The organism is Streptomyces sp. NRRL F-5122 (assembly GCF_001507435.1).
GTDB classification, from domain to species: Bacteria; Actinomycetota; Actinomycetes; order Streptomycetales; family Streptomycetaceae; genus Streptomyces; species Streptomyces lannensis.
In genome coordinates this window covers 19,037-39,403 of the sequence record NZ_LMWH01000026.1, presented here as the reverse complement: position 1 = coordinate 39,403, position 20,367 = coordinate 19,037, and the positions used below count along the sequence as shown (strand labels likewise).

At 69.7% G+C, this 20,367-nt stretch carries 17 protein-coding genes and 1 pseudogene; 10 read left to right on the top strand and 8 right to left on the bottom strand.

The window, feature by feature from the left end; translation table 11 throughout:
* Positions 1–388 precede the first annotated feature (388 nt).
* Both ADL25_RS05165 and ADL25_RS05160 read left to right on the top strand, forming a co-directional pair.
* The gene (locus ADL25_RS05165; RefSeq protein WP_159044886.1) at positions 389–2,371 is read left to right on the top strand and encodes a hypothetical protein; all 1,983 of its coding nucleotides are present in this window, start codon (positions 389–391) and stop codon (positions 2,369–2,371) included.
* A gap of 240 nt (positions 2,372–2,611) precedes the next feature.
* Complete coding sequence (locus tag ADL25_RS05160; RefSeq protein ID WP_234380588.1) at positions 2,612–4,045, top strand: aldehyde dehydrogenase family protein; 1,434 nt, start codon at positions 2,612–2,614, stop codon at positions 4,043–4,045.
* 218 nt (positions 4,046–4,263) lie between these two features.
* On the opposite strand, the gene ADL25_RS05155 is transcribed toward ADL25_RS05160, so the two are convergent.
* Positions 4,264–4,698, bottom strand: a complete 435-nt coding sequence (locus ADL25_RS05155) for a nuclear transport factor 2 family protein (RefSeq protein ID WP_059126422.1) — start codon at positions 4,696–4,698, stop codon at positions 4,264–4,266.
* Between the two features lie 221 nt (positions 4,699–4,919).
* Here ADL25_RS05155 and ADL25_RS05150 point away from each other — a divergent pair, with 221 nt between their 5' ends.
* Positions 4,920–5,825: a helix-turn-helix transcriptional regulator gene (locus tag ADL25_RS05150; RefSeq protein WP_059126421.1), complete on the top strand. Its 906-nt coding sequence runs from the start codon at positions 4,920–4,922 to the stop codon at positions 5,823–5,825.
* A gap of 223 nt (positions 5,826–6,048) precedes the next feature.
* Here ADL25_RS05150 and ADL25_RS05145 read toward each other — a convergent pair whose 3' ends face one another.
* From ADL25_RS05145 to ADL25_RS05125, 5 genes are all read right to left on the bottom strand, one after another.
* On the bottom strand, positions 6,049–7,326 hold the full coding sequence (locus tag ADL25_RS05145; RefSeq protein WP_059126420.1) for an MFS transporter: 1,278 nt from the start codon (positions 7,324–7,326) through the stop codon (positions 6,049–6,051).
* 33 nt (positions 7,327–7,359) lie between these two features.
* Positions 7,360–7,953 carry an ArsR/SmtB family transcription factor gene (locus ADL25_RS05140; protein ID WP_059126419.1) on the bottom strand — a complete coding sequence of 198 codons (594 nt, stop codon included), beginning with the start codon at positions 7,951–7,953 and terminating at the stop codon, positions 7,360–7,362.
* A 449-nt stretch (positions 7,954–8,402) separates the two neighbouring features.
* Entirely contained in the window at positions 8,403–8,807 is a 405-nt protein-coding gene (locus ADL25_RS05135; RefSeq protein ID WP_059126418.1) for a hypothetical protein, read from the bottom strand.
* A gap of 270 nt (positions 8,808–9,077) precedes the next feature.
* A complete protein-coding gene (locus tag ADL25_RS05130) occupies positions 9,078–10,019 on the bottom strand; it encodes an ornithine cyclodeaminase family protein (RefSeq protein ID WP_059126417.1) in 942 nt (313 codons plus the stop codon).
* Positions 10,016–10,780, bottom strand: coding sequence for an IclR family transcriptional regulator (locus ADL25_RS05125; RefSeq protein ID WP_059126416.1), 765 nt, complete (start codon positions 10,778–10,780; stop codon positions 10,016–10,018). The genes ADL25_RS05130 and ADL25_RS05125 overlap by 4 nt, the downstream gene beginning before the upstream one ends.
* Before the next feature lie 139 nt (positions 10,781–10,919).
* On the opposite strand from ADL25_RS05125, the gene ADL25_RS05120 reads away from it, so the two are divergent.
* Positions 10,920–12,245: an amidohydrolase family protein gene (locus tag ADL25_RS05120; RefSeq protein ID WP_234380586.1), complete on the top strand. Its 1,326-nt coding sequence runs from the start codon at positions 10,920–10,922 to the stop codon at positions 12,243–12,245.
* A complete protein-coding gene (locus ADL25_RS05115; RefSeq protein ID WP_059126414.1) occupies positions 12,242–13,309 on the top strand; it encodes a dipeptidase in 1,068 nt (355 codons plus the stop codon). Before ADL25_RS05120 ends, ADL25_RS05115 begins: the two co-directional genes overlap by 4 nt.
* 97 nt (positions 13,310–13,406) lie before the next feature.
* Here ADL25_RS05115 and ADL25_RS05110 read toward each other — a convergent pair whose 3' ends face one another.
* Positions 13,407–14,510 carry a ferritin-like domain-containing protein gene (locus tag ADL25_RS05110; RefSeq protein WP_267889228.1) on the bottom strand — a complete coding sequence of 368 codons (1,104 nt, stop codon included), beginning with the start codon at positions 14,508–14,510 and terminating at the stop codon, positions 13,407–13,409.
* Between the two features lie 585 nt (positions 14,511–15,095).
* On the opposite strand from ADL25_RS05110, the gene ADL25_RS05105 reads away from it, so the two are divergent.
* The 3 genes from ADL25_RS05105 to ADL25_RS05095 all read left to right on the top strand — a co-directional run bounded on the left by ADL25_RS05105 (position 15,096) and on the right by ADL25_RS05095 (position 17,861).
* Positions 15,096–16,040, top strand: a complete 945-nt coding sequence (locus tag ADL25_RS05105) for an RNA polymerase sigma factor (RefSeq protein WP_059126412.1) — start codon at positions 15,096–15,098, stop codon at positions 16,038–16,040.
* 64 nt (positions 16,041–16,104) lie between these two features.
* Positions 16,105–17,028, top strand: coding sequence for an alpha/beta fold hydrolase (locus ADL25_RS05100; protein WP_079050181.1), 924 nt, complete (start codon positions 16,105–16,107; stop codon positions 17,026–17,028).
* Positions 17,025–17,861 (top strand): GCN5 family acetyltransferase, encoded by an 837-nt coding sequence (locus ADL25_RS05095; RefSeq protein WP_059126411.1) that lies wholly within the window; start codon positions 17,025–17,027, stop codon positions 17,859–17,861. Before ADL25_RS05100 ends, ADL25_RS05095 begins: the two co-directional genes overlap by 4 nt.
* A gap of 395 nt (positions 17,862–18,256) precedes the next feature.
* On the opposite strand, the pseudogene ADL25_RS05090 reads toward ADL25_RS05095, so the two are convergent.
* Positions 18,257–18,797: pseudogene (locus ADL25_RS05090) on the bottom strand (YbhB/YbcL family Raf kinase inhibitor-like protein).
* A gap of 157 nt (positions 18,798–18,954) precedes the next feature.
* Between ADL25_RS05090 and ADL25_RS05085 the strand changes: the two are divergent.
* Together ADL25_RS05085 and ADL25_RS50285 are read left to right on the top strand one after the other, a co-directional pair.
* Positions 18,955–19,659, top strand: coding sequence for a GntR family transcriptional regulator (locus tag ADL25_RS05085; protein WP_059126410.1), 705 nt, complete (start codon positions 18,955–18,957; stop codon positions 19,657–19,659).
* A gap of 506 nt (positions 19,660–20,165) precedes the next feature.
* On the top strand, positions 20,166–20,318 hold the full coding sequence (locus ADL25_RS50285) for a hypothetical protein (RefSeq protein WP_234380584.1): 153 nt from the start codon (positions 20,166–20,168) through the stop codon (positions 20,316–20,318).
* Positions 20,319–20,367: the final 49 nt, after the last annotated feature.

Below are 20,367 nucleotides of genomic sequence, written 5' to 3'. Positions count from 1 at the left end.
CGAAGCCGCCCGCCTCGAGCCCCGGCAACCACCGGGCGAAAGCACCCAAGGGCAAGTGGCTCGCGGGCGACACCCACGTCCACGACGACCACTCCTCGGACGGCAGCGGCCCACGGCAGACGTCCCACCAGACCCTCCCGGGCAACCTTCCCGTCGGGGACCAGATCGCGCAGGGCGAGAAGGCCGGCCTCGACTTCATGCCGCTGACCGACCACCGGACCTACGACCAGGTCTGGGATCCCCAGTGGAAGTCCTCCAAACTGCTGCTGCTCCCGGGTGAGGAGGCGAACGGCTCGCCCCACGCCATTGTGCTGGGCAACGTGGACGTCATCGTCGACGGCTCCAACCCACCCGGCTCCGCGGCATTCCGCCATGTGCAGCAGTCGGTGTGGGACGCCCACGCGCAGGGGCGGTGTGGTCGCAGGCCCACCCCGACGACGGCGAGTACACGCCGGCCGCGGGTCCGAACGACAACGCCAGCGTTCAGGGCGCGGATCTGGTCGAGGTACTCAACGTCGCCAGCGACCCGGACGCGGAGGTCGACTACGCGGAGAACCGCTGGAACGCGGGTTTCCGCTTCGGTGTGGCGGCGGCGAGCGACTGCCACTTCCGCGAACTCTGGGACATCGACGCCCCTGGGATGCCGACCACCCACGTCTTCGCGGCACAGCGGTCGGTCCTCGGCATTCTCGACGGGTTCCGCAGCGGCCGCACCACGGTCGCGCAGAACACCGCAGGGCCGTTCCTCACGATCGAGGCGGACGCCGACGGTGACGGCGTGTTCGAGTCGATCGGCGGCGACGAAGTCGTCGTGACCGACCGCAAGTTGCCCAAGAAGGCCATGCTGCGGGTGAAGGTCAGGGGCGGCAAGGGCACCACTGTCCACGTCTACGGGGCGCCCGGCCGTTCCGCGGGCCCGATCGCGACGTTCCGTCCGCAGCGGGCCAACGAGGCCTACGAATTGCCGCTCGTACTCAAGGGCACGGACCACGGCTGGTTCCGCGTCGAGGCCCGTTCACCCGGCAGCGCCGCCGGGTCCGAAGCCGACCCGAACCTGCCCGACCAGTTGCGCGGTGCCACCTCGCCGATCTTCGTCTCCGTGGGCGCCCCGGCCGCGCCGCGGCCCGAGATCGCGCTTCCGGCCGCCGACACCACCGGCGACCGGGCCGGACTCGTCATGGGAGACCAGGGCACGTTCACCGGATTCTCCGACGTCGCGGTCGTCGGCGACATCACGCACATCGTGGCGGAGATGCACGAGGACCACGCGAGCAAGGTGGTCTACCGTCGGCTCGACAGCAAGGGCAGGATCACCAAGTCCATCACCCTGTCCGGCCGTTCGGCCACCGCGCGATTCCCGCGCGTCGTCGCCGCCTCGGCCGACGTGTGGGTGGTCTGGCAGGACGAGCAGGGCAAGGAGCAGCCGCACCGCCCCGTGATCCTGCTGGCGCACAGCACCGACGGCGGCAGTTCCTTCACGTCCCCGCAGAAGATCAGCAAGAGCAAGGGGCGTGCGATCAACCCGGCGCTGGCGTTGATCGACGGCAAGCACCCGCTCGTCGCCTGGTCCGACAACGGCGAGGGCGCCTTCGATGTGTACGCGCAGATCCTCGGTGTCGACAAGGCCGCCGTGAACATCTCCGCGGCGGGCAAGGCGACGAGTCCCGGTGTGCCCACCGACGCCCGCTCCCCGCGCTACCCCGCCTCGCTGTTCCCGGTCATCGCCGTCCACGACGACAAGCGAGCGGTGGTCAGCTGGCAGGACGACCGTTACGACCCGGACCCGCTGTGGACCGGCCACACCCCGCCCGCCGGACAGCCGGCAAGTGGCGGTACCGACCCCGACAACTGGCAGATTCTGGCGTCGGTCCGTAAGGCACCGGGCCACAGCTGGAGCAACCCGGTCCAGGTCAGCAAGGTCGGCGACCGCTCGGACCGGCACCCCGGCCTCACCGTGGACGAGCACGGCACGTTCGTCGCGATCTGGGAGAGCGGTGCGTTGCAGAGCTCCGGCTCCAACCTCCAGCTCCGGTCGGCCCGCTCCACCGACGGCGGATCGACATGGACGGCGTTCGAGCAGGTCGCCCTGAACGCCGACGCGATGAGCCAGCGGCCCAGGCTCGGGGTGGACCCCGACGGCACGATACGGGCCGTCTGGTACGACTCCCGCTCGACGGACTGGCGGTGGAAGGTCTTCACCGCCACCCTCGACTCCGACAAGGGCTGGTCCGGCGCCTCCCAGGTGAGCCACCAGGGCAACAACACCTGGCCCGCCCTGCACCGGGGCGTCGTGGTCTTCACCAGCGACCGTGGCGCGACGCGTACGCAGCGCGACCAGACCCAGCAGATCTTCAGGGTCAAGCTGGTCTGATCCGTCGGCGCGCGGACGGGACGGCCCGGCTCCCCAAGAGCCGGGCCGTCCGGTGGATCAAGCACCGCGCCTGACCCGTGACGACCGGGGCATGTCGACCGTCCGCGGGTGGCCGGGTGGCCGGGCCGCCCGTGGTCCGGCCCGGCCGGTCGGCGCCGAGGGGCGGGGCGGCACAGTGACGCAGATCATGGGCATGGCCGAACATGGATGCGGCAGGGCAGCCGAGGTTTTCTTGGCACCATGAACGAAACCCGTGACGTTCCCTTTCCCGCCCCGTCCCACTGGATCGACGGCCGCGCCGTCCAGGGCTCCGGGCCGCTGATCGAAGTTGTGAACCCCGCCGACGACTCGGTGATCGCCTCGGTGCACGAGGGCACGGCCGAAGACGTGAACCAGGCCGTGGACGCCGCACTCGCCGCCCTCCCCGGATGGTCGTCCACGTCGCCGAAGGACCGCATCGCCGTCATACGACGCCTCGCCGAGGGGATGCAGAAGCACTCCGAGGAACTTGCCGAAACGATCACTGCGGAGATGGGCGCGCCCATCACCTTCTCGCGACAGGCGCAGGCCGGGTTCCCGGTCGCGTCGACCTTGGCAGCGATCACAGCCGCCGAAGGGTTCGAGTGGACGGAGGTGATCGAGAACTCGCTCGTCATCCATGAGCCGATCGGCGTGGTGGGGGCCATCACCCCGTGGAACTTCCCACTCCAGCAACTGGTGACCAAGGTCGTCCCCGCGATGCTGGCCGGCAACACCGTGGTCCTCAAGCCGTCGGAGCTCTCCCCCCTGAGCGCCCGCATGTTCGCGGAGATCGCCACCGAGGCCGGTCTGCCGAACGGCGTGTTCAACATCGTGCAAGGCACAGGTCCTGTCGTCGGGGAGGCCATCGCCCGGCATCCGAAGATCGACATGATCTCCTTCACCGGTTCCACCCGTGCCGGCAAGGCCGTCTCGGTCGCCGCCTCCGACACCGTCAAACGGGTCGCGCTCGAACTCGGCGGCAAGGCGGCCCACATCGTCCTGCCCGACGCCGACCTCGACTTCGCGGTCACACGCGGGCTCGCCTACGCCTGGGCCAACGGCGGTCAGGCCTGCGGCGCCTACGTCCGTTTGCTCGTGCCCGAGGACCTGCAGCAGACGGTGGTCGAGAAGCTGCGCGCGGCCGCAGGGGAGTACACCGTGGGCGACCCCGCGGACGAGGCGACGCGTATCGGTCCGGTCGCATCGGAGACCCAGCGCCGACGCGTGGACGGTTACATCGAGCGCGGTATCGCCGACGGCGCCACGCTGGTGGTCGGCGGTCCCGGCCGCCCGGACGGCTTTGAGACCGGCGCCTACGTCAGGCCCACGATCTTCTCCGACGTCGACCCCGACTCCGTCATCGCCCAGGAGGAGATCTTCGGTCCCGTCCTGGTCGTGATCCCCTACACCGACGACGATCATGCGGTCGAGATCGCCAACGGCACCGTCTACGGCCTCAACGCGGCCATAACCGGCGACGAGGAACACGCCATGGCGATCGCGCGGCGCCTTCGCGTCGGCCAGGTCGACGTCAACGGTGGACAGCACAACTTCCAAGCGCCGTTCGGTGGTTACAAGCAGTCCGGAAACGGCCGGGAGATGGGCCGCGCCGGAATCGAGGAGTTCCTCGAGACCAAGGCGATCACCCGCTGACGCCGCGCCACCACGAGTTCGGAGAGGCGTAGCGCACGCCCTCCGGGCGATGGGCGTGGAGGGCGTCGAGCCCCACTCGGGGGACCGTGCCGTCGACACGGTCCTCAAGGCCCGGCAGGGGGCGGCGAGCATTCGCGCGCAAGGCCCGGCTCTGGACTCGAGTCGGCCGGGTTGCCCGCCACACAGGGGGCGACCCGGCCGGAATCGAAGTGTTGTCCTCAGCGGGTGCCCGCCTCGGCCCGTGCATAGAACGCGGCGAGCTCGTCGGGGTTCTTCGTGTAGACGTCGATCTTGTGCACCGCGCCGCCCTCGACCTGGTGGATCTCGACCATGGTCAGCGGGTACTCCTCACCGGTGGAGCGGGCGGTGAGGGTACCGGTGAGCGTTCCGACGACGCCCGCCGCGCCCTCGAAGACCTCGGCCTCGGTGATGGCGACGTCGGCGTAGCCCATCATCGCGCCCAGGACCGATTCCACGAACACGTCACGGCCCTGGTGCACGCCGCCGTAGGGGAGCCGGTTCGGCTCGTCGACGATCACCTCGGGCGCGAGCCTGGCCAGGACACCCGGCACGTCGCCCTTGCGCAGCGCCGCATACAACTCGCGCACGACATCTGCGGGACTCTGCGCCGTCGTCCGGATCCGGTCGTTCATCTTGTGCGCTCCTTCAGCCTTGTCGGTACCCGGGCCCTCTCGCGGACCCGGTACGGGAAAGGTCGGCCGGCCGGGAAGCACGCTCCCCTCCCACCGGTCGGGCCCCGAGGATCGGGGTACGCACCATGCAACGGCAGGCGGCCGGGACGGGGGAGTCCTTGCCGTGAGAGGTAATGGCAGGGACCCCCCATCCCTCGCCCGGCCTGCCTAATCTGGTCCTCATGGACAACCGGGACGCAGTCAGCGCATTCCTCCGCTCCCGACGCGACAGGATCACCCCTGAGCAGGCCGGCCTGCCGACGTACGGTCAGCGACGGGTGCCCGGTCTGCGCAGGGCCGAGGTCGCCACGCTCGCCGGGGTCAGCGTCGAGTACTACACACGCCTGGAGCGCGGCAACCTCAAGGGTGTCTCCGACAGCGTGCTGGACGCTCTCGCCCACGCCCTGCGACTCGACGACACCGAGCGCATGTACCTGTACGACCTCGCCCGCGCTGCCGGACCGGCGCCTCAGGGCCGAACCAGTCGGCAGCAGATGCGGCCGACGGTTCGGCCGAGCGTGATGCGCATCGTCGAGGGAATGCCGCAGTTGCCGGCGTACGTCATGAACAACCGACTCGACACGCTGGCTGCCAACTCGCTGGGCCGGGCCCTGTACTCGGAGATGTACGCCGACTCCACGTGTGGGGGGAACGTTGCCAGGTTCGCATTCTTCAGCCCTGCGGCCAGGCGGTTCTACGTCGACTGGGAGCGCATGGCCCGCTTCGCTGTGGGCGCGCTGCGCATCGAGGCCGGGAGAAGCCCCTACGACCGGGAACTGACGAACCTGATCGGTGAACTCTCCACCCGCAGTGACGCCTTCCGCCTGATGTGGGGATCCCAGGACGTGCATGTCTTCCGCGAGAGCACAAAACGCCTCAACCATCCGCTCGTCGGCGACCTGGAACTCGATCAGGAGACCATGAGTCTGCCGGACGAAAGCGGCCTGAGCGTGGTCGTCTACAGCGCACCCTCCGGGACCGCCGCGGAGGAAAGCCTGAAGCTGCTTGCCAGCTGGAGCGCTTCGACCGAACCCGATCAGGACGCGGACTCCACTCCGCCGAGCGCACCCTCGTCCCGACAGCCCTGACGGCAGCGTCGGAGAGGCGACCGAGAGCCAGTCGGCAACCCCAACTCCACTCCTTCCACGTCGACTTGCTCATGCAGTTCTTGCCTGTATGAACGAACCCAAGCGCCCAAGGCCCTCACTCTCGAGGCCCGTCTCTGCGCGGGCTCGCTGACCGGACGCGCTGTTGCTCAAGATCAGTTGCCGCCTCCGCCGAGGGCCGGGTTCCGTGATGCGGTTGGGATGCTCAGGTGGTCACGCGTGGCCGCTGCCGGGCCAGTTCGGCGTGGCGCACCGCGTCGGAGGAGAGGGCGATGACCGCACCCAGGCCGGCGAAGATGCCGCAGCCGATGAACACCGGGGCGGCGCCCCAGACCCCGATGGCAGCGCCGACCAGCGGGTAGCTGAGGGGGGCGAGGCCGACGACGGTGAGCATGACGACGGAGGTGACACGGCCGAGGTAGGCCGGGTCCGCCGTGGTCTGGATGAGGGCGTTGTCCAGACTGCCGAAGACACCTGCGTTCAGCCCGATGACCGCGGCGAGTACCGCGGCGAGCCATAGCGCAGGTACGAGCGCGATGGTCGCCGCGCCCGCGCAGCCCACGAGCAACGTCCCGGCCAGCATCAGTCCGGCACGAGGGAGCCAACCGACGATGGTGAGGAGCGCGGCGCTGGCGGCCGCTCCTGCACTGAAGCTGCTGATGATCCAGCCATAGCCGGAGGGGCCCCATCCGCGTTCGGCGTTGAGGAGCACCATGCCGACGTTGAAGGTGCCGGTGAGGCCCAGTTCGCAGATGGCGCCGACGACGACGAGCGGGCCGATGAGGCGATGGCGGCGGATGTAGCGCAGGCCGTCGAGCAGGTCCTTGCCCACCGTGCCGGGCGGCCCCGGCTGCTGCATCGCGTCTTGCCCCCCGAGGTGCCGTATCCGTGTCGCAAGCAGGAGCGGCAGGGTCAGGGCGAAGAGCAGCCCGGCGACAGCGAAGGCGGCCGAAGGTCCACCGAGTCCCATGGCCAGACCACCGATCGGCGGGCCCGCGATCTGGCCGAGGCGCATCGACAGCGAGCGCAGGCCAGTGACCCGGGCCAGCTGGTCGGGGCTGGTGATGCGTGGTGGAAGGGCCCCGACAGCGGGTACGAAGAGTGCGTCCACGGCACCGAATACGAGGGCCACCGAGACCAGGATCCACAGAGTCGGTGCTGTCAGCGCGATGGCGCCGGCGACCGTCAGGATCAGGAGACAGCGCGCCGCGTCACTGCCAAGGATCACTCTACGGGGGTCGAACCGGTCGGCCACCACGCCTCCGCCGAGCATGAGTAATGCGCGGGGCAGCGCCCCCGCGGCCATGACGAAGCCGACCTCGGCAGGGCCGGCGGCCTTCTGGGCGGACCAGCCCAAGGCGACGAAGTACACGCTGTCGCCGACGAGGGAGGCGGTGTACGCGGTGAGCCAACGCAGCACGTTGCCGTCTCGGTGAGCCGGTTTGGTACTGCGCTCGGGCAGGACTGTCTCCGCGGTGGGCATGGCACGCTCCAGCGAGTCGGGGATACGGCCGGGTCAGGGCCGGAAGGGAAAGCCGTAGAGGTGCACGGACACGTGCTCGCGGTCCTCGGTGTCGCCGGCCGTCCTGGCGGCCTTGCCGCGCTCCCGCCAGCGCCGTGCCAGCGCCTCGAATTCGTCGCTCATCTCGGCGAGTTCGGCCGCAGTGAGATCGAGGAGCCACTCTGAGCTGAAGGCCGCGTCATTCCATGCCTTCCCCCAGGCCGACTTCTGGTCGAGATACGTGCGGTACTGGGCGACGCGGGTGTCGAAGATCCCTCGGGTCACCGCGCCTACGGCGGAGGCGCCTTCCGGGGTGTCGGTGAAGTCCGAGTCGCGAAATCCCCAGCCTTCCTCGGATGCCACCTCCCACCACCGCTCGCGGCCGTCGGTGCTCCGGCCGCTCGCCTGGGTCACGAAGCCGTGCTCGGACAGCTTGCGCAGGTGGTAACTGACCAGCGACGGCGTCTCGTCGACATGCTCGGCGAGCTGTGAGGCGGTCGCGCCGCCCGCGGCGTACAGCAGCCGGTAGAGCTGCATCCGCAGCGGGTTCATGAACGCCCTCAACCTTGACAGGTCGGTGATCTGCTCGGGCTCGTGCTTCGGTCGCATGCATCAAACGTAGGTATGAAGCGGAAACTTCGCAATAATCGCTTCAGAGTTGCATGGCCGAAATGAGCTCGGCCTCATGCGCAGAGCAGGGGAGGCAGCCGGCCCAGCTCGGTCGGCTGTCGCTGACGAGGCGTTGGTGTGGTCTTGCCGACGCCAATGCCTTACGAGCGGCAGGTGTTGGTGTGGTCGGACGAGTCGACAAACGCGTCCTCCTCCGGCCGTGCGGACGGTCAACGCCTCACCGGCGGCGGCCGTTGAGCGGAGGCTTCGTCCCTCGTCGCCGTCGCACCCACCGGGATCACTTCGCGCACAACCCGGAGGAGTCGCCGCAGGCCGCGATCGACGATGCCGCAGGTTATGGGCTTTCCCGGTGCGGCCCACGGGTTGGTTGTGAACCCGACCGCGTGACCTCGCTCATGCGGGGGTGTGCGTGTCGTCCCGACCCGGTCTCATGCTTCGTCGCCGTGCATGAGGTGGCCGTCGGTCAGCCGCCAGTAGCGTTGGTGGTCGGTCGACTGCCAGGTCTCGTGGGCAGTGGCCGCCTGCGCGATCCATTCGTGGAGTTGCGGGAGGGCATGCGCCCGTAGAACGGCGCGGGTTGCCGCACGATCAGTGGCATCGACCGGGTGGACGTCGATGCGGAAGCCGACCATGTCCGGGTGGATGCCGCGGCCGTGGTTGCGGGGGTTGGCAGCGACCCATGCCGCGCCCAGGACGATGGTCCCGCTGTCATGCCCCGTGAGGAACCGCAGGTCCGTGACGCGGCCGGTGTAAGGCCCGAGGCACTCGTTTATGTCGGTGGTGGTCAGGGGCCAGGCGCGGTGCCGGGGCAGTCTTCCATTTCGTGCGGACACGACAAGCAGATTGCCAGAAGCTCACTGTCGGCTCCCGGGGTTTGTCCAGTGGCCTGCTTCAGCACCGCCTGTGCGGAGCCTGCGGGCCCGCATCGGAGCGCCTGATTCAGTGATTGCACGCCCGGCTCGTCGTGTGGCGGTCCGACTCTTGAACACCGGACAGAAGTTCGCGGCGGTCGGCCATCGGCGGCTTCGGCGCTCCGGTCAGTCCAGCAGCAGCTCCAAGCTGAGACCGTCACGCGCGCGGAAGCGTCCAGCGGCCCGACGCGGCTACGGAAGTGGGTCCTTCGTGAAGCCGCCGGTCGCGGTGCGGTGCACGACGTACGCCGCCGCCACGTCCAGGGCGGCGTGGCCGGTGGACTTGAAGACGGTGAGCTCGTCGGGGGAGCGGCGCCCGGGGGCATCCCCGCTCAGTACGGATCCCAGTAGGGTGACGGCGCGGTCCGCCGGCAGTCCTTGCAGCTCGTGGGCGCCGGAGGGTGGCGGTGTTGTGGCGGCCCCCGGCCACTCCGTGAAGAGCGCGGCGTCGCGTACGGTCTCGGGGTCCAGTTCGGGTCCGTGGGAGCCGCCGACCGAGCTCACATGGGTGCCCGGGGCGAGCCAGTGGCGAGGGAGGACCGGGCGGGTCGCTCCGGTGCAGCAGTACACGGTGGTCGCCGCGCGTACGGCCGCCTCGATGCCGTCGACGGCACGGCCCCCGGGATGGAGGGCTGCCGTGGCGCGGGCTGCTGCATGGTCACGGCCTGCGACGGTCACCGGCTCGGCCGGCCGGAGCGAGGCGAGGAGGGAGACCTGGGCCCGGGCCTGGGCACCTGTGCCGACGACCACGGCGGGGCCCGGCCGGGCCAGGGCCAGAGCACTGTGCGTGGCGGCGGCCGCGGTGCGCCAGGCCGTGATGGGTTCCGCGTCCATGACGGCCAGCGGGCGGCCGTCCTCGGAGTCGAAGAGGGCCACGATGCCCCGATGGGTGCTGCGGCCGGGGTGGTCGGGGTCCGTGAACACCGACACGAGTTTCGCGGCGAGGCCCAGCCCGGGCACGTAACCGGGCATGGCGCCGAGCAGCCCGCCGGGTGCGAATGCCGCGATCCGCGGCGGCGCGGAGGCGTGGTCCCGGGCGACGGCGACGAGCGCGTCGGCCACGGCGGACATGAGGCGGTGGGGTGCGAGCGCGGCCGCGGTGGCGGCCCTGTCCAGCACGAGGATGTCGTTCATCGTGCGTCGGCCTGTGCGCTCGGGCCGCTCAACAGCTCGCCGAGGGTGTCCACGGCGACGGCGAGTTCTTCCTGCAGCCGTCTCATCCGCTCCGCGTCGATCTCGGCGTCCGGCCCGACCACGGTGACGGCGCAGACGGGCGCGCCGGGAAGGGGGACGACGGCCCGGCTCACGGAGGCCACGAACTGTTCGTTGCGGCCGTGCTCGACGGCGAACCCGGTGGATTCGGCGTGCTCGATGTCGGCGAGCAGCCCCGCCGCTCCGTCCAGCGGGTGTCCCGCCTTCCGGGCCACGTCGAGGTAGGGGCCGCGTGCTTGGGGAGCGAGGGCCGCCACCAGGGCGAGTGGTCCGGCGAAGCGGTGCACGGGCAGGGTCTCGTCGCGGAGGGTGCTGATCATCGCCAGGCGATCCGGCCGGACTACGTCCACCACCCGGGAACCGTCGCTGTCGAGGACCTGGAGATTGACCATCATGCCGGTACGCGCCGACAGGTCCTCCAGCACCGGACGGGCCAGGACGGTCAGCGAATTGTGTGCCGCCCGGGCCGAAAGGCGCAGGACGGCCGTACCCGGCAGATAGCGGTCGTCGGCTCGCAGGAGCCAGCCGCGACGGACCAGGTCCACCAGGATCCGGTAGGCGGTGGCCCTGTGCAGTCCGACCTCCTCGGCGAGGTCGGTCAGCCGGGGAGGCAGGGGAGCTGCGGCCACGGCCTCGATGAGGTCCAGCGCCTTGTCCACGGCCGTTCGCTGTGCCTGCGGCATCAAAACCCCTCCCGATGTCTTCGGTGAACCGTGCCGACGGGGGCGTGCCCTCAGCCGTGGTTCAGAGGTAGGGTACAGCTCGTTTCATATGGCGAGATGTTTGTTACGTAGAGCGTAACAGCTCGAGAGTGTGGTGACCGTGACATACGAAAGTGCCGGGGCGGCAACGTCGTTCGCGCCGCCCGAGACCGGAGAACTGGTGGTCTACCGCGGCCTCACACTGTTCGACGGGACGGGCAGCGCCCCCCGTCCCCATATGACGATCGTCGTGGACGGCCCGGTGATCCGGTCCGTCGCCGACGATGCGGATGTCGCGGCCGCCCTCGCCGACGGCGCCGAAGTCGTCGACCTCAGCGGTCACTTCGCAACGCCCGGCCTCATCGACGCGCATCAGCACCTCGCCACCCCGCCCGATCGCCCGGTCGCCGAGGCCGTCCTGCGCCGTCTTGTGTACGGCGGCGTCACGGGTGTGCGGGACATGGCCGACGACCTCCGGCACGTCGGTGACCTCGCGCGGGCCACACGCGTGGGCGAGATCGCCGGCCCCGACATCCACTATGCGGCGCTGATGGCCGGCCCGAGCTTCTTCGACGACGTGCGAACCCACCAGGTGACACAGGGCGCCACCGCGGGACAGGTGCCCTGGATGCAGGCCATCACCGACACGACCGACCTGCCCCTGGCGGTGGCCCTGGCCCGCGGCACGTACGCCTCGGCCATCAAGATCTATGCGGACCTCGACGCCGCGCTCGTCGCCGCCGTGACCGCAGAGTCACATCGACAGGGCATAGCGGTATGGGCCCATGCGACCGTCTTCCCCGCCACCCCCGGCCAGGTCGTCGAGGCAGGCGTGGACACCGTCTCGCATGTGACCCTGCTGGCCCACGAGGCGTCCACCGGCCCGCTGACCAGTTACAAGAACAAACCCGCCGTCGAACACGCGGCCCTCGTCACCGGCCAGGACCCACGACTCGACGCGCTCTTCGCCCGGATGCGGTTGCAGGGCACCGTCCTTGACGCGACCGCAGGAATGTGGGCCGCCGACGCACTTGTGGACGACGACCCCGCGGCGATCGAACGAGCCCGCCGCAACACCGAGTTGGCGATCGCCCTCACCGCCCAGGCGCACCGGGCGGGCGTGGAACTCGCCACCGGCACCGACTACGAGACCGACCCCGACGACCCCTTCCCCGCCCTGTACGAGGAACTCGCCTTCCTGGTCCGCCGCTGCGGCATTCCGACCCGGGACGTACTGCGCTCCGCGACACTCGTCGGCACCCGCAGCGCCGGTGTGGACCACCTCACGGGCACCGTCGAGCCGGGAAAACTGGCCGACTTCGCGGTCTTCGCCCAGGACCCGCTGGCGGACATCGACCACCTTCGCACGATCACCCTGACCGTCAAGCGGGGCCGCCGCTTCCCGCGGAGCGCCTACACCATCGAACGCACCCGGGAGAACCGTTGACCGGCACCCCGATGATCATCAACGCGCTCGGCCAACTCGACAACCCCAACGCCCCGCAGTCGATGGAGGCGGCCGCAGATCTGAACCCCCCCAGCGAACAGTTCAGCATCGACGCGCGCACACTGGCCGACGCCCGGGCCTCAGGACTGACCGCCGTCAACATCACCCTGGGCTATGTGATGGGCGATCTTCCCCCTTACGAACACACTCTGCACGAGATCGACGTCTGGGACGGCATCGTCGCCCGCCACACCCGCGACCTGCTGAAGGTCACCACCGTCGCCGACATCCGCACGGCGCGGCGCGACGGCCGGATCGGCGTCGTCTACGGATTCCAGAACGCGGTGGCCGTCGGCGACGACGCAGACCGCATCGCCACCTTCGCCCAGCGAGGCGTCCGCGTGGTGCAGTTGACCTACAACCAGGCCAACCGCCTCGGCGGAGGCTCGGCCGCTCCGGCCACCACACGACTGACCTCGTTCGGACGGGAGGTGATCGATGCCCTCAACGACCATCACCTCATGGTCGACCTTTCCCACAGCGGTGAGCAGACCTGCCTGGACGCCGCCGTGCACTCCCGTGTGCCCGTATCGATCAACCACACGGGCTGCCGCGCACTGACCGACCTGCCCCGCAACAAATCGGATGAGGAGCTGCGGCTCGTGGCTTCACGAGGCGGCTTCGTCGGCATCTACTCCATGCCCTTTCTCAACCCCACCGGCCACGCCCGTGCAGCCGACGTCGTCGAGCACATCGTGCACGCGGTGAACGTGTGCGGCGAGGACCATGTGGGCATCGGCACCGACGGACCCGTCACCGCCATCGACGACCTCGACGCCTACCGGGCCCGACTGGCCGAACACGTCGCGCAGCGCCAGGAAGCCGGTGTCTCGGCAGCGGGCGAACGAGCGGACACCCTCCCCTTCGTGGTGGATCTCCGCGGTGTGGACCAGTTCCGCGAACTGATCCGACTGCTGGAACAACGCGGATACTCCTCCGGCCGTATCGAGAAGATCATGGGCCGCAACTTCGTCGACTACGCGGAGCGGGTCTGGGCGGCTTGACGGCCGGATCGGCCCCCGCCTGGGCTGGGTTGGCTGTCCGTGCCACTAGGATCTCCGCTCACGCCGTCGACGAACACGGTGCCCAGGAGTGGACGGCTCACGAGTTCAGGGGCGGCCGGAACGAGGGGCCATAGGTCTGGTCCGTGCCGGGGATCGGGATCTCCATCAGTTCCAGCGCAGGGGTCTCCATCCGGCGCATGGCGCGGACGGCCACATCCAGGCTGCCGGGGCCGTCGCTGTCCCAGGCCATGTCGAGGGTATCCAGCACGGCGGTGTAGGCGGTGTTGAACTCGATCAGGCGCCGACGCACGGGAGTCGGTGGACGGTGCCAGCCACCCGCCGGGACTCGCGCCATAGGGCGGGTGGCGGGGAAGGGCACGGGGGCGCCGGTGAACTGCCAGCTGCCGCGGTCCTTGCGCAGTCGCCTGCCGTGGTAGATCTCGGCGAAGGCGTAGTAGTGCGCGGGGTGGTCGTCGCCGAAGGCCACGGCCGGGGAACTCGTGGTGCCCTCGCCCTGCTCTCTGATGATCCCGATGGCGTGTTCGACGTCGTCGAGGGTCTTGACCGGCTTGAGCACATCGGTGGTGACGTGCGCGGACAGTTGCCCCTGCGTGGTGAGCTTCGGCGCCGTGCTGTGGAAGGCCTTCAGCAGGTCGTCGTAGAAGGCGCCGATCGTGGGGGAACCGTCCGCGCTGCGGGCGAGGGGTGCTTCGGGGGCCTCGATCGCCATCATCACGTCGTGGACGAAGGGCTTGGTGAGGCCGGACAAGTACACGTTCACCCCGGCACGCACACCGCCGGGCAGGGGCCCGGGGTACGTGGGTGCCGCCCTTTTGATCCGTGGCCGGCCGCCCACGGCGACGAGCAGGTTGCAGACCACGCCCAGGTGGTACATCTCGTCACCGATGATGCGCCGGATCAGGCGCGCGGCCTCGCTGCGGCGGTCCTTGACGGACCACCAGCCGCACAGGTACGGGGGGATGGTGGCAAGCTCGAGCGCCACAGCGACCTGAAGCGCCTTTCTGAGCCAGCCGACCCCGCGCCCGGCCTCCGGAACGGCGAGCAGGCGTGCCACGGCACCGTGGCCGGTTGTCGCGACGCGCTCGCCTGCCGACAGTTCGGCGGCAAGGGCGGGTTCGGGCACCGAGACGGGTGCGGCGGCTGCCACGGCGGCCGAAGCCAGGAAGCTCCTGCGTCCCAACGGTGCAGAAGTCTCCCTGTCCGGATCATCCTTGCCTACCGTCATCACAGCCTCCGCGGATAAGGGACGGCTCTACCTGGGAGTCACGCTTCCGGGAGCCTCCGACAGCCGGTGAAGCTATCAGCCATCTCCGCAGTTTCGACGGCGCCCGATACGCGTGGCGCATCTACCATCCTCTCGGTCGACCTCCGGCGAACGAGGGGACCTTTCGTGACGGGACGCATCGGCGACCCGTTGTCCCTGGTGCTGAGCAGGGACGCACACCGGTTGTACTGGTAGCCCTCGGGGCCGGCTGCCGGTCCTCGGACGATCGTCGTCGGGGCGGCCGCTGATCGGGTGACGTGCGCGGGTGACGGCACGGACGGGTGCCCTGGCGTAGAGGCCGAGGCGTGCTCTGCACGGCCCGGGGTCGGTGTGGCATGAGGGGTGTGCGCCCAGTCATGCGTGACGTACGCGGCTGGTGAATGTTCCGGACTCGGCCACGGTCGCTGTGGGTCGGCACAACGGGACCGAGTGCTCAGTGCGGGATGGTGGCGGCGACATGATCGCGTCCGTCCCGGTGCACCCCATTGATATCGTCGGAGGGTGGTTGGTCCTCTGGTGGGCGCGCCGCCGGACTCGGATCTGGTGAGCGCGGCACAGGCGGGCGACGCCGGTGCTCTCGGCCTGGTGCTCGCCAGACATCGGGCAGGTATGTACGCGGTCGCGTTGGCCTTGCTGGGGCACAGTGCGGACGCCGAGGACGCCGTACAGGAGGCGGCGCTCATTGCGCTGCGCCGCATCGGCGACGTCCGGGACCGGGACGCGGTGGGTCCCTGGCTGCGCATGGTGGTGCGCAACGCGTGCCGCGCCCAGCTGCGCAGGATGTCGGCCGTTCCCGTGGCCGATCCCGTGGGGGCGGTCGTGATGGACCGGACGTACGGTCCACCCGATCCGGCTGAGGTGCTCGACCGGCATGCGCTGCGGGACTGGGTCTGGAGCGCGATGGAGGATCTGTCACCCGGGCTGCGGCTCGTGACGATGCTGCGCTACTTCACGGACGTGACGTCCTACGAGGACATAGCAGCGCTGTCCGGGACGCCGGTCGGTACCGTGCGCAGCAGGCTCAATCAGGCGCGCACGAAGCTGACGGATGCGCTGCTGAGCTCGGCCGACCGGGTGCACGACGACGCCACCGCCCGGACGGCACTGCACCGCAGGCTTGCGGAGGAGATCATGGCGGCCGCCCATCGAGGCGACATCACCGCGGCAATGTCCGACGGGTGGTCGCCCCACGCGGACGTGACATGGCCGACCGGCAAGATCACAGACATGGACTATCTGGGTCCCGCTTTCGGACGTGACCTGTCCGACGGCGTACGCCACGATCTGCGGAACGTGGTGGCGGGCCGTGAGGTGGTCATCTGGGAGGCCGCCCTGCTCAACCCTCCGGAGGACCCGTTCCACTGCCCGCCCGGTGTCGTGTGGGTGCATTTTCTGGACCGGGGCCGCGTCGGCAGGGTCCGTCTGTACCATCCGCGCCGCCGTTGAACGGCTCTGCGGACGAATTCGCCGACCGATCGAACTTTTCCAGGACTCGCCGCATCGTGCGGGTATGAACGAAACGAACCACAGTCCGCGCGCCGGGCGACTCACGGGAACCGCGGAGGCTGAGGCGCGTACCGTCGTCGTCGACGGCGTCCGTCAGGTGTACCGGGTCGCGGGTGAGGGACCCTTGTGTCTTGTGCACTCCGGCGGTCCCGGTGTTCACCCGGAGTACCTGCGGATCCCCGCCCTGGAAGAGCACCTGACCATGGTCTACGTGGACCCCGTCGGGTCCGGCGACAGCGACCTGCTGCCGGACGGGGACTACTCGATGTCCCGCTACGCGCGCTTCGCCGAGGCCGTGCTCGACGAGCTTGGTGCCCGGACCGGGTATCTCCTCGGCCACTCGCACGGCGGCTTCGTCGCCCTCCAGCTCGCTGTCGACCGTCCCGACCGCCTCGACGGGCTGATTCTGTACGACACGGCACCCGTGTACGGGCGGGAGCTGATGGAGGCGGCGACCAAGGAGATGGCGGCCTTCGTCCAGCGCTGGCCCGATCGCCCGGAGGCCGTCGAGGCGGGCCGGATGTGGGAGGCGGCCGTTGTGTCGCAGACGATGGAGGTCGCCGACGACGAGGCGCACCGACGCTACCTTCATGGCATCCTGCCCGCCTACTTCGCCGACTACCGCAGGACGGTCGAACGGGTGGGTGAACCCACCCTTCGGGTCACCCATGACGCGAACCGGCACCCGGTCAGTTGGGATGTGCGGGACCGGCTCGGCACGATCGACGTGCCGGCGCTGGTGATCGTCGGCACGTACGACTTCATCTGCCCACTCAGCTTTGCGTACGAGATGGACGCGGGGCTGGCGGACTCGAGACTGCGCGAGCTCCGCGAGAGCGGCCACTTCGGGCATGTCGAGGAGGCCGACGAGTTCAACGCTGCCGTAATGGACTTCGTTCACACCACCGGAAAGGGGAATCGGGCATGAGCACCGTTGTGCCGATCGAGCTGGCTGAGCAGACCGAGATCAGGGCGTACGTCGACTTCGTGACCGGCGCCCCCGCGCCCGTGTGGGAGGCGCTGGGCATCGGCTCGCTGCGCGTCGGCACGGCGCTGGCACTGGCGATCCGTGAAGACCCGAGCCGTTTCTTCAACAAGGCCGGCGGATTCGGCGCCGACGGGCCGATCACCGAGGACGTCGTCGCGCAGGTGTGTGAGTTCTACCGTGAGCAGGGGGTGCCCCAGGGCGCGTTCATGGTCGCGCCGCCGCTGCTGTCGCAGGATTGGGCCTCGATCGCCGCGAAGAGGAACCTGATCGAGGGCGGCCGTCTCGCGAAGTTGGGGTGCGAGGTCGATGCCCTGGTCGGCTCAGCCGACGGCATCGCCGCATTGGACCCCGACCTGCGTGTAGGTCCCGTCGAGCGCCATCATGCGCTGGAGTGGGCCACAGTCATGATGACCACCTTCGGGTTCACCGCTCCGTTCATGATCGAGATGGCCGCGGCCTGTGTGGGCAGGCCGAACTGGCGTCAGTACGCCGTGTGGGAGGGCGAACGGATCATCGCGATCGGGAGCATCTTCGTGAATGGCGACTGCGCAGACATGTTCGGCGGGGCGACGCTCCCGCAGGGCCGCGGCCGCGGCGCCCAGTCGGCGCTGCTCGCCGCCCGCGCCCGGGCGGCCCAGGACGCAGGGTGCCGATGGCTCGTCGCCGAGACCGGTGCCGAAGCGCCCGGCGAGCACAACACCTCGCTCCACAACATGCTGCGCGCCGGGTTCCAGCCGCTGTACGAGAGGGTCACCTGGCTCTGGCGCGCATAGCCGGGCCTGCCGGTGACGGTCGCCCCCGTTGGGCCGATGTCCGACGAGGCGGACCGATCGGCGCGGGAGATCGCCGCCCGTACAGGAAGGCGGCCGCACCCGGCGTCCGGGTGCGGCCTTGGCGCGTTCCGATGTCTCAATCCTTACCCCGTGATTTTCAGGACGGGATAAAGCCGTTGAGCCGCGCAGGATCTCCCGTAGGAGCGAGAGACAGGGGCGGCCTCCTGCGCGACTTCGCTGCCGTTCGCGCCGTCGCGACGTTGACGGTCCTGCGCCCAGGGCCGCGGGCGTCGACGCCGCGAGGCGCGGTGCCGAAGCCGTACGTCACCGGGGCCGACCGCGCTCTCGTCGAGGAACGAACCACGCAGTACCGATGAGTGCGGACACGCTGGTCGTCAGGCAGCGGTTTCGGCCGTGGCGGTCAGATCCGCGCGGCCGAGGATGTGGCCTGCCATGGTGAAGCCGAGGACGGCAGGGGTGGCGTCGGCCGATATGCCGATGGACTCGACATCGAGGGCGTGCACCACGACGACATAGCGGTGGAGGCCGTGCCCCGCCGGGGGCGCGGCACCGATGAACCGAGCGGCGCGGGTGTCGTTGGGCAGCTGGAAGGCGCCCTCGGGCAGGCCCGAGCCGGTGTCGTCGCCGGCGCCTTCGGGCAGTTCGGTGACGGTGGCGGGAATGTCGGCGACTGCCCAGTGCCAGAACCCGGATCCGGTGGGGGCGTCGGGGTCGTAGACGGTGACGGCATAGCTCTTCGTGCCCTGCGGGGGCGCCGCTCCAGGACAACTGCGGAGAGAGGTCCTTCCCGCCCGGGACGCCGAAGATGCCGGAGAACTGCTCCGGTGACCAGGCGGCGCCGTCGGCGACGGTGGTGCTGGTGACGGTGAAGGACGCCGCCTCGGGGAGGCGGGCGAACGCATCGTTGGCGCTCATCGCGTCATTCCTTTCATGCCGTTCTGTGGGGTGGGTGGTGGCATGGTCGACGGCCGGCCGCGTCGAGCCCAGGAATCGCCGGCAGGTTTCTATGTCGACCTTGGATCGACCATAACACTGATAATCGATTATTCGAGGGGTCGTCTATGATGGCGACATGACTCAGACGGTCCCCAACTCGGTCTTGCCGGGGAAGCAGATGCTCTCCGAGCAGGTCTACACACGCTTGCGAGAGGCGATCATGCGCGGGGACTACGGCCCCGGCGACGCACTCAAACCGCAGGACCTCGCCAAGGAACGAGGCGTGAGCCTGGCCGTCGTTCGCGAGGCGCTGGTGCGGGTGGTCGGCGACGGGCTTGCCGACCGGCTGCCCAACCGAGGGTTCGCCGTTCCCGCCTTCTCCGACCGCCGCCGGCAGGAGATCGCGGAGGCCCGCCGCACCATCGAACCGGTCGTGCTGCGTATGTCCGTCGAGCGCGGCGACATCGACTGGGAGGCCCGCGTACGAGCGGCGCACCACCGACTGGCGCGCACACCGGCGTTTGCGCCGGAGGAGGGCGAGTACTACAGCGCCGCATGGTCCGAGGCGCACAGGGTGTTCCACCGCACCCTGCTGGAAGGATGCGGCAACCCCGTGCTGTTGGAGACGTTCGACCGGATGTGGACCGCGAGCGAGCTGGCACGCCGCTGGTCGGCGCAACGTACCCCCGAGCGGGACGGTGTCGGCGAACACCGCCGGCTCGAGGAGGCGGCGCTGGCCCGCGACGCCGACGCTGCGGCCGAGGTGCTTGCCCGGCACCTCACCCTGACCGCGGCGGGACTGGCCGGCGACACCCATGGCGACTCGGGGACGGAAGCCTGAGCTTTTCCTTCGACTACCGTCGGTGCTGCTTCGACCGGCTTGAGGCTCACGGCTGTGGCCTTCGGCCGCCCTCGGGGCGAAGCGTCCCGCCTCCGGGGCCGGGTCTACGAGTGTCTGACCACCCGGCGCGACGAGTTGAACCACGGCAGGCCGGTTCTGGTTGGATGCAGCCATGAGCACAGGCACTCACCCGGAGTCCGGTCCGACGAAGAGCCTCTGGAGCGACGCCGACTTCGACGAGAGGCACGACGGCACCATCCACGGACTCTGCGTGCAGCCAGGTGCCCCCGACGGCTCGCTGCCGCCGCGCCTGCTCCTGGACATCGACTACATCGTCCGCCGGGTGCATCCGGTCGCACCGCAGACGCACTTCAGCTTCTGGACGGCGCCGTCCACGCTCGTGTTCGACGATGTCTGGGATTTCGAGGGCGACCTCGACTTCAAGGGGATGGGATCGAGCCTCCAGATCGACCACCTTCGGCGCTCAACACCGGAGGACAGTCGCCGTGGCCCGCAGTGGCACCTCGAAGGTCGACCTCAAGTTCCAGGCCACGGGATTCCACCAGTACCTACGCCAGGTGCCCCAGTACGCGCAGCGGCTTGTCCTCTCGAACAGCGAGCGCGGAGGGATCTCGTTCGCGGAGATCGCCTTCACCTGAAACCAACTGCCTGGGCGACACCCATAGGCACCGGCGCTCCATCGCCGCA

Bases quoted from the DNA above. Each gene is read 5' to 3' on its own strand.
- ADL25_RS05160 (WP_234380588.1), top strand. From the start codon at position 2,612: ATGAACGAAACCCGTGACGTTCCCTTTCCCGCCCCGTCCCACTGGATC.
- ADL25_RS05155 (WP_059126422.1), bottom strand. From the start codon at position 4,698: ATGAACGACCGGATCCGGACGACGGCGCAGAGTCCCGCAGATGTCGTG.
- ADL25_RS05150 (WP_059126421.1), top strand. From the start codon at position 4,920: ATGGACAACCGGGACGCAGTCAGCGCATTCCTCCGCTCCCGACGCGAC.
- ADL25_RS05145 (WP_059126420.1), bottom strand. From the start codon at position 7,326: ATGCCCACCGCGGAGACAGTCCTGCCCGAGCGCAGTACCAAACCGGCT.
- ADL25_RS05140 (WP_059126419.1), bottom strand. From the start codon at position 7,953: ATGCGACCGAAGCACGAGCCCGAGCAGATCACCGACCTGTCAAGGTTG.
- ADL25_RS05130 (WP_059126417.1), bottom strand. From the start codon at position 10,019: ATGAACGACATCCTCGTGCTGGACAGGGCCGCCACCGCGGCCGCGCTC.
- ADL25_RS05125 (WP_059126416.1), bottom strand. From the start codon at position 10,780: ATGCCGCAGGCACAGCGAACGGCCGTGGACAAGGCGCTGGACCTCATC.
- ADL25_RS05100 (WP_079050181.1), top strand. From the start codon at position 16,105: ATGAACGAAACGAACCACAGTCCGCGCGCCGGGCGACTCACGGGAACC.
- ADL25_RS05095 (WP_059126411.1), top strand. From the start codon at position 17,025: ATGAGCACCGTTGTGCCGATCGAGCTGGCTGAGCAGACCGAGATCAGG.
- ADL25_RS05085 (WP_059126410.1), top strand. From the start codon at position 18,955: ATGACTCAGACGGTCCCCAACTCGGTCTTGCCGGGGAAGCAGATGCTC.